Raw genomic sequence first — 12370 nt, forward strand, 5'->3', positions numbered from 1 at the left:
GCGATCGCCCGACCGAGCCGGTCGTCATCGACTCGATCACCGTTTCCTAGCCGTCCTGAAGCCGTTGCGCCCCGCGGGCCAGTTCCGCGGGGCGCCTTCATGCGTCGGACGGCTAGCGGCCCGCGTAGCCGGCATCGGTCAGCGCATCCAGCACGTGCAGCGGATCGGTGCCCAAATCCCATCGGGTGAACACCAGGAGCCGGTCGTCGGCCACGGTGTCGATCTCCAGCAGCCGCACCTTCCGTCCGATCCGGCGGAACTCGGTGATGCGGATCTTTGCGACGTTCTGACGGCCTAGTACGTGCGTGCCAAACCAGCCCCGGACGACCAATCCTTCACCGGTGATTGCCAGCTTGGGGCGGGCCCGCCACGACATGCTTGCAAACGTCAGTAAACCCACCGCGGCAATGCCGGCAAGAACACGTCCCGGACCGTCTGTGACCGCTGTCACAGCGGCGATCGCCATCACGATGCCGAAGACGCCGCATGCGGCGATGCCCCCGGTCGGAGGACCCCACTCAGTTTGCTGCATTGGGTTTTAGCACCCTCTACGCGTGCTTGATCTAGTTATCCACAAGTGCTATCCCCAATGGGGATGAATCACAACCGTGTGATTGGGTGACAACCAGGTGGCCGAAAAGGTAACGGATGAGAACGAACTTGAATTCATCCTGACCCGCCGAACGGTCATCGCCACCGCATCGTGAGCAACAATCCGGAAATCATGAAGGCAAACGCAATCGCGTAGTTCCACTGGGCCAGATCGGCCATCCACTTCAGGAAGCTGGGGGCATCCACGGGATTGGTCGCGGCGAGCTGGAACACCAGCAGCCACACCAACCCGAACAGCATCAGGCCGACGAACAACACCACGAACCACGTGCCCGACGGGCCGGCCTTGACCTTGACCGGGGTCCGGCTGACGGGGCTGATCGTGAAGTCGTTCTTCTTGCGAACCTTGGACTTGGGCATGGGTACCTTGCGACGATGGAGCGGATGCAACCCAGAGCCTAACGCAGCACCCGACCGGGAGGAGAAACCATGGCGAGAGCAGGTATCTCTGCCTGGCGACTCGGGGTGCCTGCCGTCTGCCTGTGTGCTGGCCTGCTGTTGGCCACCACCCACACCGTCTCCGGTGGCAACGAGATCCGCCGCAGCGACGCCCCCCGACTCGTCGACCTCGTTCGTGAGGCACAGGCGTCGGTCGACAAGTTGTCCGCGCAACGCGAGAACCTCGTCGGCCAGATCGACAACCACCACGGCGGCACACCGTCCGCCGCTGCCGCACTGACAGCCATCACCAAGCGGGCCGACGCGCTGGCGGCCGACGCCGGACTCGAGGCCGCGCATGGGCCGGGCCTCACCGTGACGCTCGACGACGCACAGCGGGACGCCGAGGGCCGCTTTCCCGGCGACGCGTCCGCCGACGATCTGGTGGTCCACCAACAGGACATCGAGGCGGTCCTGAACGCGATGTGGAGCGCGGGCGCCGAAGCCATCCAGATGCAGGATCAGCGGATCATCGCCACCTCCGCTCCCCTGTGCGTTGGCAACACCCTGCTGCTCAACGGTCGCACCTACAGTCCGCCTTACGCGGTTACCGCGATCGGAGACGTCACCGCCATGCAGGCGGCGCTGGCGGCGTCGCCGATGGTCGGGCTCTACAAGCGGTACGTGTTGCGGTTCGGGCTGGGCTACACGGAGAAGCCAATGGCGGACGTGCAGGTCGTCGCTCATCCCCCGGCGGTGCGGATGCGCTACGCCAAGCCCGCGGGCCCGCTGGGCTACTAGGGGTTGGGTTAGCCTGGGCGGATGCGCGTCCTCGTCGTCGACAACTACGACAGCTTCGTCTTCAACCTCGTCCAGTACCTCGGACAGTTGGGCGTGCACGCCGACGTATGGCGCAACGACGACTCCCGACTAGGCACCGAGGCCGACGTCGCGAAGGCCGCCGACGAGTTCGACGGCATCCTGCTGAGCCCAGGACCGGGTACGCCCGAACGGGCCGGCGCGTCGATACCGCTCGTTAGCGCCTGCGCCGCGGTGTCGACCCCGCTGCTGGGCGTCTGCCTCGGGCACCAGGCCATCGGGGTGGCTTTCGGCGGGACCGTGGATCGCGCGCCGGAGCTTCTGCACGGCAAGACCAGCAGTGTGAGCCACGCGAACATCGGTGTGCTCAAAGGACTTCCGGACCCGTTCACGGCGACGCGGTACCACTCGCTGACGATCCTGCCCGACACGATGCCCGCTGAGCTTCAGGTCACCGCGCAGACGTCGGGCGGCGTCGTCATGGGCGTGCAGCACGTCGAGCTGCCGATTCACGGCGTGCAATTCCACCCCGAGTCGATCCTGACCGAAGGTGGTCACCGGATGCTCGCCAACTGGCTGGGCGTGTGTGGCGAGCCCGTCGACGAAGGTCTGGTGAGCAGCCTCGAGCGTGAGGTCGCCGATACGGTGCGGGCGGCTACTGCGCGAAGCTCAGCGTGATGGTGTCGGTGGGCTTCATCGGGGTGCCGGGCGGCGGGTCCTGAGTCACCACCCCAGCGGTCGGCACTCCGCTGTTCTGCGCGTCGGGAAGCTTGTTGAAGTTGGTGCCGATGTTCTGCCACCCCAGCGACGACAGTTGGGGCGCGGCGGTGTCCCAGAACTTGCCCCGCAGGTCGGGCATTCTGAACTGGTTGCCGCGCGACACCTGCAACTGGATCGGAAGATCCACGGCCGCACTGGTATTCGCCGGCGGCACGGTGCCCATCACCTGACCCTTGGTGTTGCCGAGGCCGTCGACCTCGACCGGAATGGGCGGCATCGTGAACCCGTTCGCGACGAGGATCTGGGTGGCGACGTCGACGATCTGACCGGCGACGTCGGGAATTGGCTTACTGTCCGGCCCCGAGCTGACGACGACGATGATCTCGTTGGTCACCGCTGACGTCTGGTTGGCCGGTGGATTGGTGCCAATCACGACGTCCTTGGGAACCACCAGATTTCCCGAAGGACTCTGCCTGACCTTGTCGAAACCGGCGGCGTTGAGCTTGCTCTTGCACTGCGCGAAGCTCAACGACCCTGCGCAGTCGGGGATCTCGGCCTGCTGGGGACCCGTCGACACGTTGATGGTGATCTGGTCGTCCCGAGCGGCGGCCGTGTTGGCCGGTGGGTCGGTGCTGATGACCTCGTTGACCTGAACCTCGTTGTCCGGCTGCTGGTTTCGGGTGGTCTTGAAGCCCAGGTTCTGCAACGAGACGACGGCTTCGTCGTACTTCTGGCCCCTCAGGTCCGGGATCTGCACGTCGCGGGGATTGCCGCCGACGAAGTTCAGCAACACCGTCACGACGACGGTCAGCACGGCGAGCACGGCGACGATGGCGAACCAGCGCCCGATGGCGGGGTTGCGCTCCTTGGGCACGTAGGTGCGCTGATGCACCTGGATCTGCTCGGTGGGCTGGTTGCGGCCCAGCGACGGGCCGGCGGCCATCAAGGACGTCCGCTCGGCGTCGGTGAACACCTTGGGTGCCTCCGGCGCCTCGCCGCTGTGCACGCGGATCAGGTCGGTGCGCATGTCGGCGGCCGTCTGATAGCGGTTGTCGGGATTCTTGGCCAGTGCCTTGAGGACGACGGCGTCGAGTTCCGGCGACAGTTCCGGGTTGCGCTCCGACGGCGGCACCGGGTCCTCGCGCACGTGCTGGTAGGCAACGGCGACGGGGGAGTCGCCGACGAAGGGGGGTTCGCCGGTGAGGAGTTCGTAGAGCACGCATCCCAGCGAGTACACGTCGGAGCGGGCGTCGACGGTCTCGCCGCGGGCCTGCTCGGGGGACAGGTACTGGGCGGTGCCGATGACCGCCGCGGTCTGCGTGACGGGGTTGCCTGCATCGGCGAGCGCCTTGGCGATGCCGAAGTCCATGACCTTTACCGCGCCGCCCTTGCTGATCATGATGTTGGCCGGCTTGACGTCGCGGTGGATGGTGCCGTGCTGGTGGCTGAAGTTCAGTGCCTGGCAGGCGTCGGCGATGACCTCGAGGGCGCGGCGGGGCTCCATCGGGCCCTCGTTGTGCACGATGTCGCGCAACGTGACGCCGTCGACGTACTCCATCACGATGTACGGCAGCGGACCATTGGCGGTCTCGGCCTCGCCGGTGTCGTACACGGCCACGATCGCCGGGTGGTTCAGCGCGGCGGCGTTCTGCGCCTCGCGACGGAACCGGAGGTAGAAGCTGGGGTCGCGGGCGAGGTCGGCGCGCAGCACCTTGACCGCGACGTCGCGGTGCAGCCGAACGTCGCGGGCCATGTGGACCTCGGACATACCGCCGAAGCCGAGGATTTCACCGAGTTCGTAGCGGTCGGACAGGTGCTGGGGGGTGGTCATGGAGATGTCTGCTCTACGGCTAATGGCTCACCGGGCATGGCGCCGGGTGTTGCGGGGGGTGCGGGTACCACGGTGGTGCTGGTCTCCGTGGACGGAGCCGGCTTCTGATCCTTGCGGTCCTGCACGTTGAGCACCATCAGGATGGCGATGATGATCGCGAGCGCGCCGAGCACACCGGCTGCCCAGAGCAGCGCGCGCTGACCGGGGGAGAAGGTGCGCTTCGGCGGCGGCGTGCGGTGACTGCCGGTCGGCGGGCGGGTGCGGACGTTGGTGGTCGGTGGACGACCGTAATCGGCGACGGCGCGGGTCTGTGCCGTCGAGGGAATGGCAGCCGGCGTGGCCCGGCCGATCGTCGGGGCGTGGTTGGGTCGTGGTGGCCGCCGGCCTGCGCGCACCGCGGCGACGGCGTCGGCGAAGGCGCCGCCCGTGCGGTACCGATGGCCGGGCTCCTTGAGGAGGCTGATCTCGATGAGCTCGCGCACGTTGGGCGGGATGTCGGCGGGCAGGGGAGCGGGCTGCTCCTTGATGTGCTTCATCGCCACGGTCAGCGCGCCGTCGCCGGTGAAGGGGCGTCGACCTGCCACGGATTCGTAGCCGACGACGCCGAGCGAGTAGACGTCGCTGGCCGGGGTGGCGTCGCGGCCGAGGGCCTGCTCGGGGGCGATGTACTGCGCGGTGCCCATGACCATGCCGGTCTGGGTGACGGGGGCGGCGTCGACGGCCTTGGCGATGCCGAAGTCGGTGAGCTTCACCTGACCGGTGGGGGTGATCAGGATGTTGCCCGGCTTCACGTCGCGGTGCACGAGCCCCGCCGTGTGTGCGACCTGCAGCGCCCGACCGGTCTGCTCCAACATGTCGAGGGCGTGGCGCAGCGACAACCGACCGGTGCGCTTGAGCACGGAGTTCAGCGGCTCGCCGGTGACCATCTCCATCACCAAGTAGGCGGTGCGGGCATCCTCCAGCTCGGTCTCGCCGTAGTCGTAGACGCTGGCGATGCCCGGATGGTTCAGCATGGCCACGATCCGGGCCTCGGCGCGGAACCTCTCCACGAACTCGGGGTCCGACGAGAACTCCGCCTTGAGCACCTTGATGGCGACCTGGCGCCCCAGTCGAGCGTCGAGGGCTTCCCAGACCTGGCCCATACCGCCCGTCGCGATGAGTCGCTGAAGACGGTAGCGGTCGGACAGCGTTACTCCGACGCGCGCGGTCATGATCCCTCCCGCAAGGCCGCGGCAATGGTCGCCCGCCCGATCGGCGCAGCGAGTGCGCCACCGGTCGCGGACAATCGGTCACCACCATTCTCCACTAGGACCGCAATGGCGACCTTGGGGGCCTTGGCCGGGGCAAAGGCGATGTACCAAGCGTGGGGCGGAGTGTTCCGCGGGTCCGAACCGTGCTCGGCCGTGCCCGTCTTGGAGGCGATCTGTACGCCTGCAATGGCCCCCGTCTGCTGGGTCACCTGCTCAGCGCCAATCATCAGGTCCGTAAGTGTAGTGGCGACCTGCGAGGACACTGCCCGCCGAAGCTCGTGTGGGTTGGTCGAGCTGATGTTGGCGAGGTCGGGGCCTTTGAGGTCGTCCACCAGGTACGGCTGCATCGTGACGCCGCCGTTCGCAACGGTCGCGGCGATCATCGCGTTCTGCAACGGGGTCAGGGCGACGTCCTTCTGACCGATGCTCGACATACCGAGAGCGGCATCGTCGCCGATCGGGCCGATGGTCGACGACGCCACCTGTAGGGGGATCGGCGGGGGAGCGTTGTCCAGACCGAACCCCTGAGCGGTACGGCGCAGCGCGTCGGCGCCGGTCCGGATGCCGAGGTCGACGAACGCGGTGTTGCACGACTTCGCGAACGCGGTGCGCAGCGTCGTGGTCGGATCGTTTCCGCACGCGGCGCCGCCGTAGTTCTCCAGCGTTGCGGTGCTGTCCGGCAACGGAATTCGCGCCGCCGCAGTGACCTGAGTGTCCGGGGTGGCACCGTTCGCGAGTGCCGCCGCGGTGGTGATCACCTTGAATGTCGAGCCAGGAGGATAGGTCTCGGAGATGGCGCGGTTGACCAGGGGCGCGTCCGGGTCGTCCCGCAACTGCTGCCACGAGTTCGATTGCACGTTGCCGTCGTGTGAGGCCAGCAGGTTCGGGTCGTACGACGGAGACGAGACCATCCCGAGGATCTTTCCGGTGGACGGTTCGAGCGCCACGACCGAGCCCTTGCACGGACCGCCGTTGCAGCCCTTCTGCATGGCGTCCCAGGCGGCTTGCTGAACCTGCGGGTTGATGGTGGTGGCCACGTTCCCGCCGCGCGGATCCCGGCCGGTGAAGAAATCGGCCAACCGACGGCCGAACAGCCGCTCGTCGGAGCCGTTCAGGATCGAATCCTCGGCACGCTCCAGGCCCGTGCTGGAGTACAGCAGCGAGTAGAAGCCGGTGACCGGGGCATACGCCTGCGGGTTCGGATACACCCGGAGGAAGCGGAAGTGCCCATCGGTCGACGTGGAGTAGGCGAGAAGTTGCCCGCCCGCCGAAATCTGACCGCGCTGACGCGAGTACTCGTCGAGCAACACGCGCTGGTTGCGGGGGTCGGAGCGCAGGCCGTCCGCCCGAAAGACTTGGGTCAGTGTGGCATTGGCGAGGAGCAGCACGATCAGGCCCATGATCGCGATGGAGATGCGGCGCAGTGAGGTGTTCATGCCCGCCCGATCACCTCCGTGTGCGCCGAGGCGATCGGAGTGGCGTTCGGGGCCTTCATGTCCAACGGTCGCCGGGCCGAATGTGAGATGCGGATCAGGATCGCCAGCAGCACGTAGTTGGCGATCAGCGAGGAACCGCCGTACGACAACCACGGGGTGGTGAGGCCGGTCAGGGGAATCAGCTTGGTGACCCCGCCGACGACGATGAACAACTGGATGGCCAGCGTCGAGGCCAGCCCGGCGGCCAGCAGCTTGCCGAAACTGTCCCGCACGGCAACGGCGGTCCGTAGGCCGCGAATGATCAGGATCGTGTACAGCATCAGCACGCCGGCGAGTCCGACGAGGCCGAGCTCCTCACCGATCGCGGCGATGATGAAGTCCGTCGAGGCCGCTGGGACCGATCCTGGTTGGCCGTTGCCGAGGCCGGTCCCGAAGATGCCGCCGGTGGCGAAGCTGAACAACGACTGCACCATCTGGTAGCCAGCGCCGTCGGGGTCGGCGAACGGGTCGAGCCACGTCTCCACTCGGACCCGGACGTGGGCGAACGTGTGGTAGGCGACGACGCTGCCCACCGCAAAGAGGCTGAGCCCCAACAGAACCCAGCTCATCCGGTCGGTGGCGATGTAGACGAGTACCAGGAACGAGGCGTACAGCAGCAGCGAGGTCCCGAGATCCTTCTCGAACACCATGACCCCGACGGATGCGATCCAGGCGACCAGGAGCGGCGCCAGGTCGCGGGGGCGGGGGAGGTTCATCCCGAGGAAGTGCTTGCCCGCGCTGGTGAACAGGCTGCGCTTGGACACCAGGACGGCGGCGAAGAAGATCAACAGCAGGATCTTGGAGATCTCGGCGGGCTGAATCGAGAAGCCCTGGAAGCGAATCCAGATCTTGGCGCCATTTTCCTCGGATATCGAACTGGGTAGGACGGCGGGGATCAGAAGGAAGAGGAGGCCGACGAGTCCGCAGACGTAGCCGTACCGGGCCAGGATGCGGTGGTCGGTGAGGTAGGCCACGACGAGGCAGAACGCCACCACGCCGACGAGTGTCCACAGCATCTGCTGGTTGGCACTCGGGCCCCGTGCGCCGCCGGTACCGAGAGCTCCCTCGGCCAGGTCGAGGCGGTGAATCATGACCAGCCCCAAGCCATTCAGCAGAGCCACCACGGGGAGCAGCAGCGGATCGGCGTATGGCGCGAAACGCCGGACGGCCAGATGGGCGGCCCCGAAGAGGGCGAGGAAACCGAGCGTGTACTGGGCGAGGTCCCAGCTGAGGCCCTGCTCCTGGTTGGCCTCCACGATGAGCAGCGCGACGGTGGTGATCAGTGCGGCGAACCCGAGCAGCAGAAGTTCGGCGTTGCGCCGATTCGGTAGTGGTGGAACGACGGTCACGGGCGCTTGTGGCTGGGTGCTCATGACGCCGTCCGGCAATCGGTGCCCGGTTTCTGTGGCGGAGGCGGAAGCGCCGTGACGGTGGGCGACGGGGAGGGGGGCGGAGGCGGTGCGGTCACCGTGGTCGGCACCTCGGGCGCCCCTTCGGTGGTACTCGGCGCCGGCGGCGGTGCGGCGGAGGTGGTCGACGGCTCCGAGGGAGCGCTCGACGCAGGAGGCGGCGGGGTGGGTGTCACCGTCGTCGTCGTCCTGGTGGGCGGCGGCAGGCAGATCGGAAGTACCGACGACTGGGCCAGCTCCCTGAGCTGACGGATGGCCTCGTCGAGCGTGCCGCCCGGAAGTCCGGCCGTCACCTGCGCGCGTTCGGACTCGCGCAGGTCGGCGACCTTCAGGGGCTTGCAGCCAGCGCGGCTGTCGTCGACGCCGATGTTGGTGATCGAGTTGCGCGCGTCGAGGCAGGCGACCTGAAAGGGTTGCTGCAGAGGCATTCCCAGGAAGCCGCCCTGCACACCACGCATGATGTGCACCGTCCCGTCGCGCTCGGCGACGTAGTAATTGTTCTGAATCACCATGCGGCCGACCGCGAGTCCGGCCAGCACCACTACGAGCAGCAGAAGCGCGCCGACGATCATCTTGCGACGCGAGCGCTTCTTCGCGGGCGCCTCGGGTTCGATCGTCGGTCGCTTGGCTGCCGCCGCCACGCGCTTCGGGTTGAACGCGGAGGCCCGCCCGGCCGCCGTGTTGGGCGGTGCGCTCTGGTCGTCCTCGCCGGAGACCGCACCGGCGAGGATCGGCTGCGTCTGGCCGTACTCGTAGTCGACGACGTCGGCGACCACGACCGTCACGTTGTCCGGTCCGCCGCCGCGCAGCGCCATTTCGATGAGCCGGTCGGCACTCTCGGTGACGTCGGGGATTTGAAGCGCGTCCAGGATGGTCTCGTGGCTGACCGGATCGGACAGTCCGTCGGAGCAGAGCAGATAGCGGTCACCGGCGTGGGCTTCGCGGACGGTCAGCGTCGGCTCCACCTCGTGGCCGGTCAACGCCCGCATGATCAACGACCTCTGCGGGTGGCTGTGTGCCTCCTCGGCGGTGATGCGGCCCTCGTCGACCAAGGTCTGGACGAAGGTGTCGTCCTTGGTGATCTGGCTGAGCTCACCGTCGCGCAGGAGGTAGCCACGCGAGTCACCAACGTGAACGAGCCCAAGCCTGTTCCCGGCGAACAGGATTGCGGTGAGGGTGGTGCCCATCCCCTCCAGCTCGGGATCGGCCTCGACGTGCGCGGCGATCGCCGAGTTGCCTTCGTGGACGGCGGAGTTGAGCTGGCTGAGGAGGTCGCCGCCAGGCTCGTCGTCGTCGAGGTGGGCGAGGGCCGCGATCACCAGCTGGGAGGCAACCTCACCAGCGGCGTGGCCACCCATGCCGTCGGCGAGCGCCAGGAGCCGCGCACCGGCGTACACCGAGTCTTCGTTGTTGGCGCGGACCAGTCCGCGGTCGCTGCGCGCGGCGTATCGGAGGACGAGAGTCATGGGCGCAGCTCGATTACTGTCTTGCCGATTCGCACCGGCGTCCCCATCGGAACCCTTACCGCCGTCGTCACCTTCGCCCTGTCAAGGTATGTACCGTTGGTCGATCCTAGGTCCTCGACGTACCATTCGGACCCCCGCGGCGAGAGCCGCGCATGCCGTGTCGACGAATAGTCGTCGGTCAGCACCAGAGTCGAGTCGTCGGCTCGCCCGATGAGCACGGGTTGGGCGCCCAGTTGAATTCGGGTGCCCGCCAACGCCCCCTCGGTCACCACCAGCTGGCGTGGAGTGTTGCGGCGTTGGCCGCGGCTCGGTAGCAAGGTGCCGCGCAGCGCGAGCCCGCGCTTGACCATGACGGCGCCAGTCGGCGCGTAGATGTCGGTACGGAGGATGCGCAGTACCGACCAGATGAAGAGCCACAAGAGCAACAGGAATCCGACGCGCGTCAGCTGCAGCACTATCCCCTGCATCTGACGTCCTCTCCGTCGCCGTCTGACTCAGCCGCCGTCGGCAACGTCACGATACTTGGGCGGGAGACAGCCGTGAGGCCGAAGCATCGGCTTGGCCTCCAGCCGTCACCAGCCTGAGCGCTCAGTGAACGCGGACGATGATCTCGGAGTGGCCAAGGCGGATCGTGTCGCCGTCGGCCAGCTGCCATTCCTGGACGGGCGCGTTGTTGACCGTGGTGCCGTTCGTGGAGTTCAGGTCGGAGAGCAGGGCGACCTGGCCGTCCCAGCGGATCTCCAGATGACGGCGCGAGACGCCGGTGTCCGGCAGGCGGAACTGAGCATCCTGGCCGCGTCCGATGACGTTGGCGCCCTCACGTAGTTGATACGTGCGGCCGCTGCCGTCGTCCAGCTGCAAGGTGACGTTGGCGGCTCCGGCTCCGTAACCCGCGCCCGCGCCGTAACCAGCGACGGGAGCCCCGGCAGGCGGCTGGCCGTAGTCGTATCCGGCGGGCTGGCCGTATCCGGCGTCGGCAGGCTGACCGTAGCCTTGCTCGGCGTAGCCCTGCGGTGCCGCCGGGTCGCCGTAGCGGCCGTAATCGGGCTGTCCGTAGTCCGGGCGGCCGTAGGCCTGGCCGCCGTAGCCACCCTGGTCGGGGTAGCCACCTTGGTCCGGGTAGCCGCCCTGATCGGGATAGCCGCCCTGATCGGGGTACGCCGGTCGCGGGGGCTCGGGACGGGGCTCCTGGCGGCCGTAATCCTCACCGCGTGGCGGCGCGCCCGGACGGCCGTAGTCGTAACCGGCGGGCTCGCCGTAGCCGCCAGGGGCGCCCGGGGGTGGGCCGTATCCGGGGGGTGGCTGGCGGTAGCCCTGATCCTGGTAGCCGGCCGGCGGGCCAGCGGGCGGGCCAGCAGGTGGCCCGTAGCCAGCGGGGGGCCGCTGGTCGTAGGTGGGCGGCGGGTAACCCTGGTCGGGGTATCCACCGCGATCGGGGTAGCCGCCTTGATCCGGGTAGCCACCGGCCGGCGCCGCGGGCTGACCGGGGGCTGGCGCGGGCGGGTAGCCGCCCTCGGGCGTTGGCGGATACGGGGCGCGGGGTTCGTCGCCCTGACGGCCGTAGTCGTAGTAGTCGTCGCCTGGCTGCGCTGGTCCCTGGCCGCCGCCGCGGTGGCTCGGATTGTCGGTCATCGGTGGAACTCCTCGTTCTGCGGGGTGAGCACGGTCTGGAGGGGCAGGGGCGCTTCCGCCGCTGGTCGAGTCTGGGTCGACCGTTCCACGGGTGCGAAACTGGCCGGTGTGCAATTGCGGTGACGCTTCGAATCCAACGACCACATCACCATACGTTTGCCACCCTTGGTCACGGATGAATCCCTCCAGGTATCGGGCAAAAGTCGTCGGTGTGAGGTCGGGGTCCGCGCGGACCTTGTGAAAGTCGGATGCACTGAGGGTAATGACGTAGTGGTTTGGGGCCAAAATTCTGCCACTGCCGACTCCGCGCGCACCAGCCTCGGCTTCGCGTTGGAGGATCGCCTCGACTTCCTGCGGCACGATGGAACCGCCGAACACACGGGCGAAGGTGTCACCGACGGTCGACTCGAGCTTGCGCTCGAAGCGGTTGACGAGTCCCATCTCACCGCCTGCCTCGCTGTTCGTCGTAGTAGGTCTCGCTCGACACGGTTTCCGAGCCTGCGTGTCGCGGGCCCCCATGCCTGTACGCATGGTATCGGCCAGGTAAGTCTGAACGTGACCACTAGAACTCTGAGAATCGGATCACGGCAGGTCAGGGCGGTTGGTGGGGTCGCGCACCGGCCCAGCTGCGCGGTTGGGGAGTGGGGCCGACTGCGTGATAGTCTCACCCGGTTGTTGGGGCGAGTGGCGGAATGGCAGACGCGCTGGCTTCAGGTGCCAGTGTCCTTCGGGACGTGGGGGTTCAAGTCCCCCTTCGCCCACAATGAGCGGTTCTACG

The 12370-nt window shown here is 67.6% G+C and carries 11 protein-coding genes and 1 tRNA gene; 3 read left to right on the plus strand and 9 right to left on the minus strand.

Annotation, left to right across the window (positions count from 1 at the left end; all coding sequences use genetic code 11):
- Positions 1-112: 112 nt before the first annotated feature.
- The gene (locus QOD90_RS25965) at positions 113-532 is read right to left on the minus strand and encodes a PH domain-containing protein (protein WP_526354494.1); all 420 of its coding nucleotides are present in this window, start codon (positions 530-532) and stop codon (positions 113-115) included.
- A gap of 155 nt (positions 533-687) precedes the next feature.
- On the minus strand, positions 688-972 hold the full coding sequence (gene crgA / locus QOD90_RS25970) for a cell division protein CrgA (protein WP_526354496.1): 285 nt from the start codon (positions 970-972) through the stop codon (positions 688-690).
- 69 nt (positions 973-1041) lie between these two features.
- Here crgA and QOD90_RS25975 point away from each other — a divergent pair, with 69 nt between their 5' ends.
- Both QOD90_RS25975 and QOD90_RS25980 read left to right on the plus strand, forming a co-directional pair.
- The gene (locus QOD90_RS25975) at positions 1042-1791 is read left to right on the plus strand and encodes a DUF881 domain-containing protein (protein ID WP_526354498.1); all 750 of its coding nucleotides are present in this window, start codon (positions 1042-1044) and stop codon (positions 1789-1791) included.
- A 21-nt stretch (positions 1792-1812) separates the two neighbouring features.
- Positions 1813-2487 carry an aminodeoxychorismate/anthranilate synthase component II gene (locus QOD90_RS25980; RefSeq protein WP_526354500.1) on the plus strand — a complete coding sequence of 225 codons (675 nt, stop codon included), beginning with the start codon at positions 1813-1815 and terminating at the stop codon, positions 2485-2487.
- On the opposite strand, the gene pknB is transcribed toward QOD90_RS25980, so the two are convergent.
- From pknB to QOD90_RS26015, 7 genes are all read right to left on the minus strand, one after another.
- Complete coding sequence (gene pknB, locus QOD90_RS25985; RefSeq protein WP_526354502.1) at positions 2465-4360, minus strand: Stk1 family PASTA domain-containing Ser/Thr kinase; 1896 nt, start codon at positions 4358-4360, stop codon at positions 2465-2467. The two genes, QOD90_RS25980 and pknB, sit on opposite strands and share 23 nt — an antisense overlap.
- The gene (locus QOD90_RS25990) at positions 4357-5571 is read right to left on the minus strand and encodes a protein kinase domain-containing protein (protein ID WP_526354504.1); all 1215 of its coding nucleotides are present in this window, start codon (positions 5569-5571) and stop codon (positions 4357-4359) included. Before QOD90_RS25990 ends, pknB begins: the two co-directional genes overlap by 4 nt.
- Positions 5568-7046 (minus strand): D,D-transpeptidase PbpA, encoded by a 1479-nt coding sequence (pbpA, locus tag QOD90_RS25995; protein WP_526354506.1) that lies wholly within the window; start codon positions 7044-7046, stop codon positions 5568-5570. The genes QOD90_RS25990 and pbpA overlap by 4 nt, the downstream gene beginning before the upstream one ends.
- The gene (rodA, locus tag QOD90_RS26000; protein WP_526354508.1) at positions 7043-8458 is read right to left on the minus strand and encodes a peptidoglycan glycosyltransferase RodA; all 1416 of its coding nucleotides are present in this window, start codon (positions 8456-8458) and stop codon (positions 7043-7045) included. The genes pbpA and rodA overlap by 4 nt, the downstream gene beginning before the upstream one ends.
- A complete protein-coding gene (locus QOD90_RS26005; protein ID WP_526354510.1) occupies positions 8455-9960 on the minus strand; it encodes a PP2C family protein-serine/threonine phosphatase in 1506 nt (501 codons plus the stop codon). The genes rodA and QOD90_RS26005 overlap by 4 nt, the downstream gene beginning before the upstream one ends.
- Complete coding sequence (locus QOD90_RS26010; RefSeq protein WP_056551509.1) at positions 9957-10427, minus strand: FHA domain-containing protein FhaB/FipA; 471 nt, start codon at positions 10425-10427, stop codon at positions 9957-9959. The genes QOD90_RS26005 and QOD90_RS26010 overlap by 4 nt, the downstream gene beginning before the upstream one ends.
- A gap of 121 nt (positions 10428-10548) precedes the next feature.
- A complete protein-coding gene (locus QOD90_RS26015) occupies positions 10549-12033 on the minus strand; it encodes an FHA domain-containing protein (protein ID WP_526354512.1) in 1485 nt (494 codons plus the stop codon).
- Between the two features lie 237 nt (positions 12034-12270).
- Between QOD90_RS26015 and QOD90_RS26020 the strand changes: the two genes are divergently transcribed.
- Positions 12271-12353, plus strand: a tRNA-Leu gene (locus QOD90_RS26020).
- Positions 12354-12370 lie beyond the last annotated feature (17 nt).

Source organism: Mycobacterium sp., assembly GCF_032161845.1.
Taxonomy (GTDB): Bacteria; Actinomycetota; Actinomycetes; order Mycobacteriales; family Mycobacteriaceae; genus Mycobacterium.